A 16,200-nucleotide genomic window follows, 5' to 3' on the forward strand; every position below is an offset into this window, starting at 1 on the left:
TCTCATCACGATTATGTTTATTCTTCGGCTCCAGGTTGCGCTTCTATCTACAGCACTCTCAATAGCAGCCGTCACAACCGCTTTCTCCCCCCCTAAGACCTGGGCAGCCCCAAAGTCCGATTCCTCCAAAGCCATCATTGACGAGGTTTGGCAAGTTATCAACGGTGATTATTTAGATACAACCTTCAATGATACAAATTGGCTTGCTGTTCGCAGCCAATACTTAAACCGCACCTATACGTCCAAAGAAGAAGTCTATGACGCAGTCCGCGAAATGCTGGACAAACTTGAGGATCCCTATACTCGCTTTTTGGACCCAAAGCAGTTTAAGAACATGCAAATTGATACGTCTGGTGAGCTGACTGGAGTGGGTGTACAAATCACCCAGGATGAAAAGACAAAAGACATCACCGTTATTGCTCCGATTGAAGGAAGTCCCGCATCCCAAGCAGGACTCTTAAACAAAGATGTGATCGTTCAAGTGGATGATACGAACATCAGAGGGATGGATTTGAATGAAGCGGTCAGCCTCATTCGAGGTCCCGTTAACTCCAACGTGACTCTCACCGTTTTACGGGGTCAGGAGCAGTTGAGTTTTAAGATCAAGCGGGCTCGCATTGAAATCCATCCTGTTCGATTTTCCACTCAAACGACCCCAGCAGGAACAGTTGGCTATATCCGCCTCAACCAATTTAGCAACAACGCCACTGCTGAAATGCGCAAAGCCATTCAAGAATTGGAAAAACAACGGGTGACCGGATTCGTTCTAGACCTGCGCTCAAATCCGGGTGGATTACTGTATTCCAGTGCTGAAATCGCCCGGATGTGGATGGGGGAAGGGACGATTGTGGCCACTGTGGATCGAAAAGGGGGCGAAGATAAACTCACTTCTGATAAAAACACCCTAACGGATAGGCCTCTTGTCATTCTGGTGGATGGAGGGTCTGCCAGTGCCAGTGAGATTTTGGCCGGGGCATTGCAAGATCATCAGCGCGCAATCTTGCTCGGAACTCAGACCTTTGGAAAAGGACTCGTTCAGTCTGTAATGCCTTTGGAGGATGACTCTGCTTTAGCCGTAACCGTTTCTAAATATATGACTCCCAATGGTCGAGATATTCATAAAAAAGGCATTGAGCCCGATATCGAAGTCAAACTCACCGACAAACAACGAGGCGACCTTTTTCAAAACCCAAGCAAACTAGGCACGGAATCGGATCCTCAATATGCAAAAGCGGTAGCCGAACTCAATAAACAAGTTGAAAAACATCGTTGGGAAAAGGTCACCGTTGCCACCCAGTATCTGTACTCATACCTAAAATCCTTAGTCATGAATTAACAACGTTGCGATCGCACATTCGGAATCGAGCGATACCCTTTTGATCGCGGGAAAAGGCCATGAAGATTACCCAATTCTAGGAGTAAATTCGTTTCGACGATCGCGACGAAGCCTAGCCCTATCTCAACGCGATGGTTAACCTCTGACTTAGCGCCGTGCTCTAGGGTATCAAGAGGAAATTAATGCGGGTCTCCACCACAGGCTCTTGCAGGTTAAACTAGGCCGATTTCTACTGCCCTGTCCCCGACTAGTGACGGATCAGCACAAAGATAGCAACCAAAAAGACAAAGTAGCCAAATCCTGTTTGTAGATCCTCATCATTGATAAAGCGGGTTAGATACGATCCCACCAGCGTGCCCAGACTCGCAGCCACCGTCAGAGACCCAACCAATGCCCAATCCACTGTGACTTGATGGATATACCCCAAAAAACCAGTCCCTGACTTGGCCGCGATAATGACTAGAGAGGTGCCAATCGCCTCTTTCATCGGAATCCCGCCGAACAGCACCAGAGCCGGGATGATTAAGAATCCTCCCCCCACTCCGACAAATCCGGTCAGAACGCCAACCCCTAGGCCCTCTAATGGAATAATCCACCCATAATGCTGGATGGATGATGCACCCTGCTCCTCGATTATGAGGGCAGCATCGACAATTTCTGTCTTGCTTTTTTGAATCATTAAAACACTGGCAATCACCATGACCACGCCAAAACAGATTAGCTGGATGGTCTCTGTGATCGAGGGCAGTGCCGTTAGACGTGCACCCAGATAGGCCCCCACCATTGCTGCTGGCGTAAAGACAAGAGCCATTTTGAGATTGACATTTCCCTGTAACCCATGGGGAATCGCACCCACCAGGCTCACTGTTCCCACAATGACGAGACTCATTGCGATCGCAACCTTAGCTCCCACTCCCATCACATAAACCAAAATAGGAACCGCCAAGATGGAACCGCCCCCACCAATCAGGCCCAAACTAAGACCAATACAAACGGCCAATACATGACCTATAACAGTGGTAAACATATCTGCCTAATTCGCTACTGGAAGCACGCCACAGTCCTCATTTACAGGCACTGTCTCCATCAATCATCTCGGCTTTGAGAAGATCTCGGAGATAGGTGGCCTATCGTTGTCACCAGATGTAATTGAATGGCTAAAGCAACAGATCCCAGATGATGTTCAAGCCTTTAAACTTTAACCCCTTCTAGCTCTTCGTCCGTTAGCTCATACAACGCACGGAGTTGATCTAGAGTATCCTGATCGGGGCTCCAAAAGCCGCGACCGTGAGCTTCTAGCATTCTGCCCACAATATTACGGAAGGCTTCAGGATTAGATTGGCGTAGTTTTTCAGCCATTTCTGGATCTAGGGCATAGGTCTCTGCAGCCTGGTCATAAACCCAACCTTCTTGGAAATCAGCCGTACCGCCCCAACCAATCAGGGCCGTCATTCGCTGGGAAATTTCATAGGCTCCGCCAGATCCTTGATCCGCCATCGCATCCGCCCATTTGGGATTAAGCAGCTTAGTTCGGTACTCCATCCGCAACAGCGAATCTAAATCCCGGGGAGTCGTGTCTTTAGAAAAACTTTCAACAAAGTTGGCTTTAACCTTACTGCCCCGCTGTTTTTCAGCCGCCAATTTCAGGCCACCTGTGTTGGCATAGTATTCCTGAATATCCGTCAGACCATATTCCACCGAGTCAATTTCTTGGACGATTTGCTCTGTACTTTTAAGCAGGGTTTGCAGGACTTCAGGACGGGCTTGGCCTTTATCATTTCGGCCATAGCTAAAGGCATTGCGATCGCTCCAGGTTTGCCCTAACTCATCGGAAGACTCCCAGTTGGAATCTGTGACTCGGTCGTTGACCAAGGAACCAAAATCTCCGGCAGGGTTAGAGAAGAGGCGAGCCGAGACATTCTCGACCCCCTGCTCTTTCAGGGCTAGGGCATGTTTGCGAATAAAGTTTTGCTCTGGGGGTTCGTCTGCTTCAGCCGCGCGTAAGAACAGGTCATCCAACAGCTCAATGATATTGACAAAGCTATCGCGGAAGATACCGGATAGATTTGCTAAGACATCCACGCGGGGATGGTCTAGCTGATCTAAGGGAGTGAGACCATAGCGAACAATCCGCCCTGTCCCTTCTTTGATGGGTTCTGCCCCGACGAGTTCCAAAAGAATGCCCAAGGATTCCCCTCGGGTCTTAATGGCATCTAATCCCCACAGCATCACCGCTACGGTTTCTGGGTAGGTGCCTTTGTCTTCTAGGTTTTGCTCCAATATCTTGCGGGCAATCTCCCGACCTCGCTCATAGGCAGCTGGAGAAGGCATCCGGTAGGGATCGAGGGCATGGATATTCCGGCCTGTAGGTAAAACACCAGGGCCATCCCGGAGTAGGTCACCGCCAGGGGCCGGGGGCACATATTCTCCGTTTAACCCCCGCAGAAGGTTGGTGAGTTCATCGCTAGTTTGAGCCAGTAGGCTACGGATTTGTAGCGCTTCTTCTAGCTTGGGAGTGCTGCCATTGAGTTCAAACCGTTGGCGGATCTGATCGGATGCTTCGCCCGTAGCAACGGCTGCGATCGCAGCTTCAGGCAACTCCTCCCCAAAGTAAGCCTCAAGGTAGCTCTCTAGCTTTTCAGCATCGGGGGATTCGCCCAATACATGCAGCCCCGAAGAGAATAACCGCGTTTCTAGCACTTGCAGATATTCGTATAGCTCCACTAAATAGTGGTTAAAGGCCTCGGCACTAAACATGCGAGCATTTTCAGGGGTGAATTCAATGCCTCCCCGTTTGGCTTCCTGGAACGGGCAGTCTGCATCAATGCCCGCATCAATAATTTTTTTACAGATGGCTTCCCGTAACACCGCATTTTTCTCAGGGTCTTCGCGATATTCCTGAATCAGATCTCGTAAGGCGGCTAGCTCTTTATACAGTTCCGCTCGACCATAGGGGGGGACGTTATGGGAGATCAAAACCCCATATCCTCGACGCTTGGCCAAGATCGACTCAGAGGGATTGTTGGCAGCGTAGATATAGAGGTTAGGAATATTCCCCAGCAGCACATCCGGCCAGGAATAGCCGGTATTCCCCAGGGGACTTCCCGGTAGCCATTCCACGGTGCCATGCATCCCAAAGTGGATTACCCCATCGGCCTGGAAGCCATTTTGTAGCCACTTATAAAAGGCTGCATATTGAGGATGGGGCGTCAGATCCCGCTCAAACATCAGACGCATGGGGTCGCCGGATAAGCCTAAGGGGGGCTGGACGCCAATCCAGACATTCCCCATTTGGATGCCGCCGACGCTGAATTCTTCACCATTGGTTTTAATCCCGGTGCCCGTCAGAGAGTTCCATTGCTTTTCAATGCGGTGGGTGAGCAAATACCCCAACCACCGTTCGAGCTGACGAACATTGACAGAGGTCGATCCATCATGGCCATTCATCTGGGCCGGATCGCCTAAGCCATTATCTGCTTCTCGCACCCAGTTGATAATTTCTTCACCATCCTCTGGCAGATCCCCCACGTTGTAGCCCTGGGCTTTGAGGGACCTAAGGAGACTCAGCAAAGATTTAGGAACATTTAAAAGGGCTGCGGTTCCCGTTGCCCCATACCCCGGTGGAAATCCATAGAGCAGAACAGCCAGCTTTCGCTCGGCCATAGGCTTCTGGCGCAGGGAAATCCACTGCTTTAGCCGTCCGGTCAATCGATCCACCCGTTCTGGCACGATGTAAATGTCATTGCCGACTAGCCCGCCGAGGGGAATCGTATCAATGGCCCCATCCAGTTCGGGCAGGGCATAAAGAACCACACTTTGCAGACCACCAATCCCCTGACGGGTCCAAGAATAAATATCCTGAATCAGCAGAGGAGCGGCTACAAGGTAAGGCACGTTCTTGGCGCTGAGAATCTGCTTGGCTACCGCTACTTGCCGTCCCGCTTCCATGGAGCCTGCAGGGCCGCCCACAAGAGGGAAGCCAATCGTCGAGACAATGGCATCTACTTCAGCCGCCTTCTCAGATAAGGATAAGATCTCCTTAGTGCCCTGCTGGCGTTGCGCCTGTTCATGGCGGGTGGTCATCAGATCTCGCACGGCCACATGGCCTTCCACCCCGTTAATGAAAATTGGCAAGGGAATTAGTCCCGCTTCCTCAAACTTGCGAATCATTTGAGGGATATAGGGTTGTTTGGTAATCACATGCTTGCGATACAGCAGAATTCCCACCACTGGGGGTTGGTCAAAATGGATGTGGCGGGTTGCTGACGTCGCCCCGGCCTTCCAGAGGAAGGGCAATCGATCGATGCGATACCAGTCTAGATAATCCTGAGGGGAATCAAAAAAGCCTTCATAGTCTGGATGGAGCAGGCCAATATTGGGGGTTTCGATGGGAGGGGGAATTTCAGCGTTGAGGGGTAAGTTCAGATATTTTTCGGCCAAGGTCCAACACATGGCGGCTACATTCTCAGGCCCCCCGGCATTCCAATAGCCGTAGATAATCAGCCAGTTACGGAGATCCTGAACCTTTTTGCCAGGGACATACTTGAGCAGCTTAGGTCCAACTTTGAGAAAGCTGATATACCCGGCCAGCTTGTCTTCTTCTTTGCCACTGCCAAACTTATCCAGAATAAATTTGACGGGCTTGGGCATGCCCTTGGGTTTCTCGCCAATCACAAACTTGCCTAACTGGGTCAGGCTCATCAGTTCCAATGCCGATTCAAATACCAAGCGAATGGGAATATCCTGCACCCGCTCCTGCAGCCACAGGACCTGGTCGTAATCGAAAACTAAGCTGCTAAAGAAGACATCCGCCCCTTGTAAGGCAGCGGTGACAGCATCTGGGTCAGCGTTAATATCGCGATCGCTAAAGATCCGCACTTCCAAACCCGGACAGCGGGCTTGTGCCAGCTCGGCAGCTCTGATATACAAATCGATATTAAAGGACTCAAATCCCGCAATCAGAACTATCCGTGCCATCTGTGCAGCCTAAAATCGGTTGACGTCTCTTCCTAAATCTTAATGATCTTTCAGGGGTTTTAGCAGAAGAGTTTCGGACAGTTTCCCTGAACGACAACCTTGCCCCATCGCAGGGCGTTGGCAAAATAATTTATTTCGTGATGGATTAAGGCATAAAACCGAGCCTTAGAATAGCAACCCCGCTGGACCGAGCAGGATAGCAATACCCACGCCTAAGATCGAGCCCACAATCACTTGTACAGGCGTATGGCCCAGAAGTTCCTTGAGACGGTCTTCATTAAATTCGGGATGCTCTTGAAACATTTCATCCACAATCTGATTGAGGACCTTGGCCTGCTTGCCTGCTGCCTGGCGCACGCCGGCTGCATCATACATGACGATGATGGCAAAAACCGTTGCGATCGCAAATTCCGTACTATCCCATCCATGGACTTGCCCCACACAGGTGGCCAAGGTCGTCACCGACGCTGAATGGGAACTGGGCATGCCTCCTGTTTCTACCAGTACCCGGAAATTGATTTTGCCGTTTTGAGCGAGATCAATAATGATCTTGAGGCTTTGGGCCAGCAAACTTGCTGCCAAGGAAACCAGCAAAACCTGGTTGTTGATAATATTGCCAAAATCCTGCATATTTATCGTCGAGACTTAGACAAGGAGAGCATTTTACAGAATCTAGGATTGACGAGAAGTAATAAAATCAGCCAGAGCCTGTAATGGAGCCGATTGATCACCATAAACGGCTAGCTCTGCTTTCGCTTCTTCAATCAGATGTTGGGCTTGTCGCTTTGACTCTGGAATGCCCCAGAGACTGGGGTAAGTCGCTTTCTGGGCTTCTACATCTTTGCCTGCCGTTTTTCCTAGCTTTTCACTGGTTGCCGTCACATCCAATACATCGTCAATAATTTGGAATGCAAGACCGATATTGCGGGCATATTTGGAGCATCGATCCAAGAGTTCTTGATCCGCACCTGCCAGTTCTGCTCCCGATAAAACCGACGCTTCTAGCAATGCCCCGGTTTTATGGGCATGGATAAAGTTCAAAGTCGAGAGGGTGACATCTTCCGCTCCCTCGGACTCTAAATCAACGACTTGGCCCCCCACTAAACCCGTAGCAGCCACCGCATGTCCCAGACGGGCAACGACCTTCAAAACCTGTTCTGGCGGAACCTGCTGGGTCTGAATCGCTACATGCTCATAGGCATAGGCCAACAACCCATCGCCTGCCAGAATGGCGATATCTTCGCCATATTTCTTGTGGTTGGTGGGCTTGCCCCGACGAAAGTCATCGTTATCCATGGCGGGTAGATCGTCATGAATCAGTGACATCGTATGGATCATTTCTAGGGCACAAGCTGTGGGCATTGCCATCTCAATGGTGCCACCAGCCAGTTCACAAGCCGCCAAGCATAAAATAGGTCGGAGACGCTTTCCTCCCGCCATTAAGGAGTACCGCATCGCCTCATAAATTTTTTCGGGGTAGACCACGGGAATAGAGGCATCTAACGCGGCCTCCACCAGTTCTCGCCGCTGAGAGAGATAGTCTACAAGGTTGAAATTGGAGGGGGTTGAACCAGACAAATCTTGGGTAGATGAGGTTTTCTGAGGGTTTTCAGCGGATATCATCCTGGTGATCCTTCGTGATCTTTGACGATGAAATGGTCACTCTAAGTCGGGCAAAAAAAGCCCTCTAGTTGTTGACAGCATTGATTTAGTGCGATCTCAACCATGAGGCTAGTTCAACTATTGTATGATCCTTTGTGCCGTTGCCTATAACTCCACACCGTATTCTCCAAAAGCATGGATACAGTCATCGGACCCACGCCCCCCGGTACAGGAGTAATCAATGAACTTTGAGGCTGAACTGAGGCAAACTCTACATCCCCCACTAATCGGGCTTTACCCTCAACCTCTTGTCGGCTAATCCCCACATCAATTACGACAGCCCCAGGTTTGACCATATCTGCCGTAATCAGTCCTGGCTTGCCGACAGCCGCCACCAACACGTCAGCAGTGCGGGTAACAGCGGCTAAATCAGGGGTGCGAGAATGGGCCATCGTCACTGTGGCATTGGCTGCCAACAGCATCAGAGATACAGGTTTGCCCACCAAAATACTGCGGCCAATGACCACCGCATGCTTACCTGACAACTCAACATCATAGGCAGCTAACAATCGCATCACCCCTGCGGGGGTACAGCTGCGCAACCCAGACTCACCACGCACCAGTCGTCCTAAACTTAAGGGATGTAAACCATCCACATCTTTATCCGGATCGATCTCGTAGAGTAGGGCCGTGGAATCTAAATGGGGGGGCAAGGGCAACTGCACCAGAATGCCATCGACTTGAGGATTAGCATTTAAGTCATGAATCGTTTGCTTCACTTCATCAAAGGCCACCTCTGTAGGGAAATGATGACCAAAAGAAGCAATCCCTAGCCGTTCGCAGGCCCGCTCTTTATTGCGAACATAGGCTGCACTCGCCGGGTTATCTCCCACCATCAGAACAGCTAATCCGGGCGGACGACCTATTTCGGCTTGCAAAATTTGGATTTGGGCGGTCAGCTCCCCTTGAATTTTTTGGGCTAGTCCCTTGCCATCCAGCAGCTTGGAAGACTCAACAGGCATCGGTCATGTCCTTCTGATGCGGTTAAAAGTGCTTCTCGATTGTATAGGTTTACCTTAAATTTCGAGATAGTCTTAACCTAAGGGTCAATTTTCTATCTCGGTTGACCATTCATACTCAAGAAATTGTCCTTAACTATGTCTGAATCTATTGATATTGGCGATCGCATTCGCATTGTCTCCCTCCCACCCTATGTCAAAACCGCTGAGCCGATGCCGATGTTACGGCCTCCAGATGTGATCCATGTGGGTGAAGAAGGTACAGTCCTCAGTCGAGAACCAGGTGATTACTGGAGTGTGCGCATGGAGAATGGGGCTTATTTACTCAGTAGTCAATATTTAGAAAAAGTAGACTCCGCCGATTAGGAGGGAGCTAGCCACGGTTGCACAGCAGTGTCCGACCCAACCAAGGAAATATGGGATTGCTGTAGGTGCTGACAAGCAGCCTGATAGACGGCTTCAACATCTAAACTGGCAATCTGTTTGGGGAAATTCTGATCATAGTGAATACCTAATCCCAAGGCTTCGTACCAGCCCATCAGATGAGCCAATTGAGCATTACTTTGTTTGCCCAAGACATATTGTCCTAGGAGCTTACTCTTGGCTGTTTCTAGCTCTTCGGTTGCCAGGGGCTGTTGGCTGAGGCGATCAATTTCAGCTTGGAGTTTCGCCAGTGCGATCGCAGTATTATCCGCAGCCGTCCCCAAATACACGACAAAATGCGATGGCCCTAATCGAGTGGGATAGAATCCCGAAACTTCATAGGCGAGTCCCTGCTTTTCTCGCAGCTCCACAAACAAACGACTAGACAGACCGCTACAAAGATAGGTATACAGCAGCTTCAGAGCAGCATAGTCTGGCTCCTGCACTGAAGGGGCGAGATGCCCCAACATGACAATACTCTGCTGGCTCGGTTGCGTCGTTATGGAAATATTTGAGCTAGATCCCATCGAGGCAGCCATTGCTTCCACTGGCTGTAACCCATCCGGCGGAAGCAATGGCTGCTCAGGGACTGGCCAATCTCCAAATACTTGCTGGCAATATTGCACTGCCTCAAAAGCCTTCAGATTACCTGAGAGACTAATCACCATATTGTCAGGCCGGAAATAGGTCTGATGATACTGGTGCAGATCTGCAGGTTGAAGCTGAGCAATCTGGTCAGGGTCTCCTGGCCCTGTTTGAATATAGGGATGGCCTGGGGGAAAAAGGGAGTGTCTGAGTCCCTTCAGGGCTAAGGTGAAGGGCTGCTCTTGCTGAGCACGAATGGACTGTAGAGCCAGCTTCTTTTCCAACTCTACTTCAGATGCTGGGAAAGACGGATATTGAAGTAACTCAGCCGCCAGGGACAGGATATCTAAGAAATCCTCAGACACGGTTTTCAGGCTGAGCAAGAAGTAGTCAGGCGCTCGTTCTACCCCTAAACTGGCCCCGACCGATTCCACCTGTTCGGCAATTTCAGCCGAGGACAATCGGTGCGTCCCTTTGGTGAGGGTGGCCGCCATCAAATAGGCTACTCCAGCCTGCCCCAAGGGTTCACGAGTATTGCCTGCCCCGACAAAAATGCGAGCCGAAACAATATCAGCAATGGGGTTCTCTGTGATCAGCACCACCAGCCCATTGGCTAACGCAAACTTCTGGCAGAGTAACCCTGAAGTGACGGGAACTGAAGTAATGGGAGAGGGAAGAGGCAGCATTCAATAAGAGCAGGGTTGCAACGTAGTAATCGCGTAGTGGCTAGGGGAAAGGTATTTTTGGGCAAGCGTTTGCAAGGTTTTGGGGTCAATGGCCTGAATCAGCCGTGGATAGGTAAAGGCTTGTTCCAATTCGCCCAATATACTGTAATACCCATATAATCCGGCCAACTGATTGACCATTTCTGTCCCAAAGATAAAGTCGTTGACCACCAATTGCTGACATCGATGCAGCTCGACCTCTGGAATGGGGATTTCCCCCAACTGATACATATGCTCACGAATGACCGTTTCTACCACCTCTAGATACTTCGGATCTAGCCAAACAGAGATTGTGAAACATCCCCCTTCTCGCTGCAGAAAAAATTCACTGTGGACATCATAAATCCAGCCTCGTTGTTCTAATAAATCTGAGACCAACCGAGATGTGCGTCCTCCAGTTAATATCACCGACAATAGGTCAAATCCATACCCCTGTTCTTTCTCGGTTACACCCGGTCCTAACCAGGCTATGGTCAACCGGGCTTGGTCGATCCCTGGGGTTTCCATGGCATGGTAACGGCGTTGGTCCACAGGGTTCAGAGGGCTGGGGGATGACAGCAGGTCTCTAGAAGCAGGGGTATGGGGCCAATCACAATGCCGATGTACCAGGTCTATGGCTTGTTCATGGGTCAGATCGCCCACCAAGACGATCGTCATATTCTCGGGCTGATAAAGCTGATGGTGAAAGTCCCGTACATGGGCCGCAGAGAGAAACGGGGGCAATTCTGCCAAACCCAGCACTGGACGCCCATAGGGATGGTTGGGAAAGACGAGTTGACGCACCGATTGATAGACTACCCAGTCGGGATTGTCATAGGCTTGATCAATTTCTGTACGGATGATTTCTTGTTCCTGCTTAAATTCAGCTTCAGGAACCGCTGCATGGATTAAAAGTTCAGCCAGCTGTGCAAAGCAAGGTTCAAGCTGATCTGCTAAGGTCACCATGTAGAAATGAGCATAATCATAGCCCGTGGCCGCATTGACTATTCCACCCTGGCACTCCAGCAGCCGATCAAATTCTTGGGGTGAGACGGTTTCAGTACCCTTGAAAATCATATGCTCTAAAACATGAGCCAATCCAGGTACTGCCTCAGGCTCCCTGGTGACCCCTGCATTGACCCAAATATCAACGGTCACGACTGGCGTGAACGGTAGGTATTGATGCAGAACCGTTAATCCATTCTCTAAACAAGTTTGATTGACGGGATGGGCTGCCCCTCTGGTCTGGACAGGCTGCCAACGCTTAGCAGGATTGTGATTAAACCACATCAACGATGGTTAAGACATGAGGGACAAGGGAATGGATCTTCTAAAGTTTTGCATTGATTAACAAGACTATAAAAGGGAGACCGAACTGGAAGAAAAAACTAAACTCTATTTCTCTGATCTAGAACGATTCTGTGAGAAGTTACTATATATCAGTCTACAAGACGGCAGGAAGTCCCGTTCTCCAGCCCCTCTCTATCTTTCACCTTCTCGGCGCTCCCTCCCCATGTCGAATATACAAACACTAACCCTCCAGGTCCCTGCGACTACAGCCAATATTGGTCCAGGCTTCGACTGTTTAGGGGCAGCCCTCTCTCTCTACAATCGTTTTCAATTTACCCGTCTTCCAGATCATTCTGAATCGCCCATCATCCGGGCTACAGGAACTGGTGCTGATCAACTCCCGACAGATGCCCAAAACCTGGTCTATCGAGCATTTGCGGCCACGTATCAGCATCTAGGTCAAACACCACCCGCCATCGAAATTGATATCCATTTAGATATTCCCCAAGCGAGAGGATTAGGCAGCTCCGCCACAGCCATTATTGCGGGTCTGATAGGAGCCAATGAACTGGCCCACCAACCTTTAGGCCAATCAGAATTACTGCAGCTAGCCATTGACCTAGAAGGCCACCCAGATAATGTCGTACCTGCCCTGGTGGGAGGTTGCTGTCTCGCCGCCAAAGACTTGGATGACAAATGGCAAGTCTGCCCGATAGATTGGTCCCCCGAGGTGGTTCCCATTGTCGCCATACCGGACTTTGAACTAAAGACCGATCTGGCTCGCAATGCTCTACCCGAGACCTGTGGGTATGGTGATGCGATTTTTAATATGGCTCATCTCGGCTTTTTGATGAAAGGGTTAGAGCAAGCCGATCCAACCCTCCTCAAAACGGCCCTTGATGATAAATTGCACCAACCCTATCGGCTGAAGCTAATTCCTGGATTTGCAGAGGCTTATAAGGCTGCCCTAGATGCTGGGGCCTACGGCCTGGTCATCAGTGGGGCTGGTCCGACCCTTTTGGCACTGGGTGATAGCGAAACGGCAGATGCGATCGCATCTGCCATCCGCAACCAGTGGCAAACAGCCAACCTTTCAGTAAAAACTCAGGTTCTAAGTCTAGATAGACAAGGCGCTATCGCTCAATCCACCTAAGTAGTTTCCCTCAGCCTCTATCCTCAAACAGAATTGAAAGCTAGGTAACCCTTAGTTCTTAATCCCGTTGGCAACAACGCCCAAGATAGGAATTTGAGCAATTTCTAGCATGCGGAGACTTTCCTTCAGGAGGCTTCTGGGAACACTCCCTAGATGTGCAACCACCATTAAGCCATCTGTTTGAGGCGCAATAATCGTTGGATCCGCGAGGTTTAAGGGTGGGCAGTCGTAAATGATTAAATCAAACTGTTCAGCAAACACGCCCATCAGCTTCTGCATCTTTTGAGATGCCAAGATGCGAGTCGGATCGGACGGCAACATCCCTGCCGTCAGGACAAAGAGGTTCTCTGTACCCGGTAGTGGATGAATCGTGGACTGAAGATTGCCTTCCGTTGCCATCAGATCACTCAATCCAGGGCTGTTGGGTAAATTGAGAACGCGGCTAAGACTGGGAGCCCGCAAATCAGCATCGACCAACAAGACTCTTCTTCCCATGGCTGCTGCCGCCTGAGCAAGGTGCATCGAGGTAGTCGATTTCCCTTCCTGGGGTGAGCAGGATGAAATAACCAGAGAAGAAATCGGTAAGTCAGGATTAAGGAGGTGCAATTGAGAGTAAAGGGAGCGGAAGGCCTCCAAGAACGGTGAATAGGAGTACTCTGAGGCTTTCTTGTTATTGGCAAAGTTACTCAAACTAGCCAAAGAGAATTGCTCGTTATTCAGCAATGAAGGCTGTTCCTTTTGCTCAAGCAGAGCGAGTCCCATTTCACTCTTAAGGAAGTCACCTTCCGAAGACAGAAAGGGAGTTTCTTCTAGCTGCTTTTGCTGAGGGATGATACCTAGGATAGGACGCTTTAATTCAGCTCGAAGATCCTGCAAGGAGTGTATGGCATCATTGGTTCTGTCAAGAAGAATTGCAATGCCAACACCGAGTAAGAGCCCCAGCATAGTGCCTAAAGCCAAGTCACGCGGTAGATTAGCATCGGTAATAGTTGCTACATTAGGCTCCCCTAATAACTCCCAGGGCACCTCATTTCTCGCAGCATTAATTAAGAGTTCTTCTCGCTTCTCCAGAAATTTGCGATACGTATCATTGGCAATCTGCAGTTTCCGCTGCAGATTTTCGTATTGGCGGGTAATGGCAGGCAGTTGCCCCATTTTCTGTTGAAGAGACGTTTGGGCTCTCAGAATCCCCTGTCGTTTTGCTTCTAAAACTTGCAGCTGTACCGAAGCATCAACAAATTGCTGACTCATCCCCTTCCGGAGGGAGTTTTGATAAGGGAGTGCTGCCGTATCAGGAATCGTACTGGACAAATTTCGGCCTAGGCTATTGCGGGCCGCCTGGTTGATTAAAGGCAACAGCTTATTACGCTGTTCTCGTAAATCTACGACTTCAGGGTGATTACTGGTGAGTTCCGCCGACCGAATGGCGAGTTGAGACTCAATTTCTTGCAATTGCGTCCGCAATTTCTGATAGCTGGGCGATTCGGTCAGAACAGTTGCAGCTTCAGCACCTGATGGAGTCAGTTTCAGTTGCTGTTGCAATGTTGTATACAGCTGCCGAGTCTCCATGAGCTGAATTTGGTTTTCAGCTAATTGGCCTTGAATGGCACCAGCTTGAGAGGAAACCTGCCCACCGAAGGTCGCAGGGTCGAGGAGCTGATATTGTTCACGGAACCGCTGCAAAAGTTGCTCAAACTGACGGACTTGGCCCTCAGCTTTAGGGAGTTCTCGATCAACAAACTGAATCGCTCTGCCCAAATTTGTTTGTCGTTCACTGACACTGTAGTCTGTATATTGCTGAGCCACTTCAGCGGCAATAACTTTCGCAGACTCAGGATCGGCAGCATCAAGGCTAACTGACAAGATTTTGGTTGGAGCTTTGTTCTCAGCAACTCGCTCAATGGTTAAATTTTTTGCCAACTTTTTGTAAGACAAGTTGGGATACTGAGGGCTCAATTTGTCCGCAATGGGCTGGAGAATTTGAGGACTCAGAAGGATTTGGATCTGTGTAGGATAATCCAGAACCGTTTGGGAAGCCTGAGAGTTTCCTAAGCCTTGATCCTGAACTGAGGTATTGTTGCCGCTAAGTGAAGACACAACCTCACTTTCAGCCGTGACAGGCTCAATCAGGATGCGAAATTGACCTTGGTAAGAAGATGGTCGCGTCCGGCTCCAATATAAAGTTGAAACGGCAACAGCAGCGGTCACTAAAACGACCACGGGGAAGCGCCGACGAATAGCCCCAAAAAGCTGGCCAAGATTCAGACCTCCTTCTTCTTCTACACCTGCTTGAAAAGATTGAGGAAGAAGAGTTAGCGCTGGAGTAGGAGTTTCCTTAACGGTCTCCAGTCGCTGTAGTCTCGTCATTTTTGAGTTAGGGCTAGGTTTCATCGCCTTTTAGGGGGGGTAAGTAAAGAACTTAAACTAATGCCAAACTTTTTACATCGCCTGAGTTTCAAGTCAGACTGCAGATACCAAGGAATGAGGGCTTAGTAAAATTTCATATATCTTTAGAATAACCTGTTTGTGGGGGGTTGCAATTGACTCAGATCACATGAACTTGAATACACAAGGCGGCTAGGCCGTTCTAAGGAAATGTGATCACATTGTTTGATAGCAATGGGCGCTCAAGAACAAGCCTTTAAGAAGCATATGAGGTAAGGGGAAGACTGAATGTGACTTGAATCAACTGGATGACCATTAATTTGGTTTTCTTATGATTTTGATAAAATTTAGTATTAGAAGCTACACGAGACTCTATAACGTTTCTAGCTTTGGATTAAGCGTAAAAATGCTTTATATACTAATAATATCTTCCTTGTTTTCAGAATGGGAGCTAATCCTAAATCCATAGCCTAAAATTCGACTACTTTTTGTCGCATTTTCTTAGGAGTAACAAACTCATAGCTATCTCAGTAGTATTAATTGATACAAAAGTAATAATTATGAATGTAATTCTATTGTAGGCCCTTAGCCTTAGCAGGACGGTAAGATAAAGTCTGATTTAGTATGAATCAAATGTAAGTTTAGTTTGAATTGCTATACTTTTTCTGCCTCTAAAAAGAAGAAACGCAATTATTTTTCGTATTCAATAAATAAATATTCTGATAA

Annotated in this window: 11 protein-coding genes; 3 read left to right on the plus strand and 8 right to left on the minus strand. The window is 49.1% G+C overall.

All coding sequences use genetic code 11. The features are described 5' to 3' along the window. Positions 1–13: 13 nt before the first annotated feature. A complete protein-coding gene (locus tag I1H34_RS07570) occupies positions 14–1,336 on the plus strand; it encodes a S41 family peptidase (RefSeq protein WP_212666184.1) in 1,323 nt (440 codons plus the stop codon). Positions 1,337–1,583: 247 nt separating this feature from the next. Here the strand turns inward: I1H34_RS07570 and I1H34_RS07575 are convergent, their stop codons facing one another. From I1H34_RS07575 to folD, 5 genes are all read right to left on the minus strand, one after another. Further along, complete coding sequence (locus I1H34_RS07575; RefSeq protein ID WP_212665064.1) at positions 1,584–2,363, minus strand: sulfite exporter TauE/SafE family protein; 780 nt, start codon at positions 2,361–2,363, stop codon at positions 1,584–1,586. Positions 2,364–2,527: 164 nt separating this feature from the next. Further along, positions 2,528–6,313: a magnesium chelatase subunit H gene (bchH, locus tag I1H34_RS07580; protein WP_212665065.1), complete on the minus strand. Its 3,786-nt coding sequence runs from the start codon at positions 6,311–6,313 to the stop codon at positions 2,528–2,530. 165 nt (positions 6,314–6,478) lie between these two features. Then, complete coding sequence (locus tag I1H34_RS07585; protein ID WP_212665066.1) at positions 6,479–6,943, minus strand: divergent PAP2 family protein; 465 nt, start codon at positions 6,941–6,943, stop codon at positions 6,479–6,481. A gap of 42 nt (positions 6,944–6,985) precedes the next feature. Then, positions 6,986–7,936, minus strand: coding sequence for a geranylgeranyl diphosphate synthase CrtE (gene crtE / locus I1H34_RS07590; protein WP_212665067.1), 951 nt, complete (start codon positions 7,934–7,936; stop codon positions 6,986–6,988). A gap of 113 nt (positions 7,937–8,049) precedes the next feature. Next, positions 8,050–8,937 carry a bifunctional methylenetetrahydrofolate dehydrogenase/methenyltetrahydrofolate cyclohydrolase FolD gene (folD, locus tag I1H34_RS07595; protein WP_212665068.1) on the minus strand — a complete coding sequence of 296 codons (888 nt, stop codon included), beginning with the start codon at positions 8,935–8,937 and terminating at the stop codon, positions 8,050–8,052. 135 nt (positions 8,938–9,072) lie between these two features. Here folD and sipA point away from each other — a divergent pair, with 135 nt between their 5' ends. Beyond that, positions 9,073–9,300 carry a regulatory protein SipA gene (sipA, locus tag I1H34_RS07600; RefSeq protein ID WP_212665069.1) on the plus strand — a complete coding sequence of 76 codons (228 nt, stop codon included), beginning with the start codon at positions 9,073–9,075 and terminating at the stop codon, positions 9,298–9,300. Here sipA and I1H34_RS07605 read toward each other — a convergent pair. Both I1H34_RS07605 and I1H34_RS07610 read right to left on the minus strand, forming a co-directional pair. After that, the gene (locus I1H34_RS07605) at positions 9,297–10,628 is read right to left on the minus strand and encodes a M16 family metallopeptidase (protein ID WP_212665070.1); all 1,332 of its coding nucleotides are present in this window, start codon (positions 10,626–10,628) and stop codon (positions 9,297–9,299) included. The genes sipA and I1H34_RS07605 overlap by 4 nt on opposite strands. Beyond that, the gene (locus tag I1H34_RS07610) at positions 10,629–11,936 is read right to left on the minus strand and encodes a M16 family metallopeptidase (RefSeq protein WP_212665071.1); all 1,308 of its coding nucleotides are present in this window, start codon (positions 11,934–11,936) and stop codon (positions 10,629–10,631) included. A gap of 223 nt (positions 11,937–12,159) precedes the next feature. Here I1H34_RS07610 and thrB point away from each other — a divergent pair, with 223 nt between their 5' ends. Beyond that, positions 12,160–13,089, plus strand: coding sequence for a homoserine kinase (gene thrB, locus I1H34_RS07615; protein WP_212665072.1), 930 nt, complete (start codon positions 12,160–12,162; stop codon positions 13,087–13,089). 51 nt (positions 13,090–13,140) lie between these two features. On the opposite strand, the gene I1H34_RS07620 is transcribed toward thrB, so the two are convergent. Next, positions 13,141–15,480, minus strand: a complete 2,340-nt coding sequence (locus I1H34_RS07620; protein WP_212665073.1) for a GumC family protein — start codon at positions 15,478–15,480, stop codon at positions 13,141–13,143. Between the last annotated feature and the right edge of the window lie 720 nt (positions 15,481–16,200).

Origin of the sequence: Acaryochloris marina S15 (genome assembly GCF_018336915.1) — a bacterium.
Lineage (GTDB): Bacteria > Cyanobacteriota > Cyanobacteriia > Thermosynechococcales > Thermosynechococcaceae > Acaryochloris > Acaryochloris marina_A.

What these genes read in the sequence shown, in the direction of transcription:
- sipA (WP_212665069.1), top strand. Translation starts at nt 9,073, where the DNA reads ATGTCTGAATCTATTGATATTGGCGATCGCATTCGCATTGTCTCCCTC.
- folD (WP_212665068.1), bottom strand. Translation starts at nt 8,937, where the DNA reads ATGCCTGTTGAGTCTTCCAAGCTGCTGGATGGCAAGGGACTAGCCCAA.
- I1H34_RS07585 (WP_212665066.1), bottom strand. Translation starts at nt 6,943, where the DNA reads ATGCAGGATTTTGGCAATATTATCAACAACCAGGTTTTGCTGGTTTCC.
- crtE (WP_212665067.1), bottom strand. Translation starts at nt 7,936, where the DNA reads ATGATATCCGCTGAAAACCCTCAGAAAACCTCATCTACCCAAGATTTG.
- bchH (WP_212665065.1), bottom strand. Translation starts at nt 6,313, where the DNA reads ATGGCACGGATAGTTCTGATTGCGGGATTTGAGTCCTTTAATATCGAT.
- I1H34_RS07620 (WP_212665073.1), bottom strand. Translation starts at nt 15,480, where the DNA reads ATGAAACCTAGCCCTAACTCAAAAATGACGAGACTACAGCGACTGGAG.
- I1H34_RS07605 (WP_212665070.1), bottom strand. Translation starts at nt 10,628, where the DNA reads ATGCTGCCTCTTCCCTCTCCCATTACTTCAGTTCCCGTCACTTCAGGG.
- I1H34_RS07570 (WP_212666184.1), top strand. Translation starts at nt 14, where the DNA reads ATGTTTATTCTTCGGCTCCAGGTTGCGCTTCTATCTACAGCACTCTCA.
- I1H34_RS07610 (WP_212665071.1), bottom strand. Translation starts at nt 11,936, where the DNA reads ATGTGGTTTAATCACAATCCTGCTAAGCGTTGGCAGCCTGTCCAGACC.
- I1H34_RS07575 (WP_212665064.1), bottom strand. Translation starts at nt 2,363, where the DNA reads ATGTTTACCACTGTTATAGGTCATGTATTGGCCGTTTGTATTGGTCTT.
- thrB (WP_212665072.1), top strand. Translation starts at nt 12,160, where the DNA reads ATGTCGAATATACAAACACTAACCCTCCAGGTCCCTGCGACTACAGCC.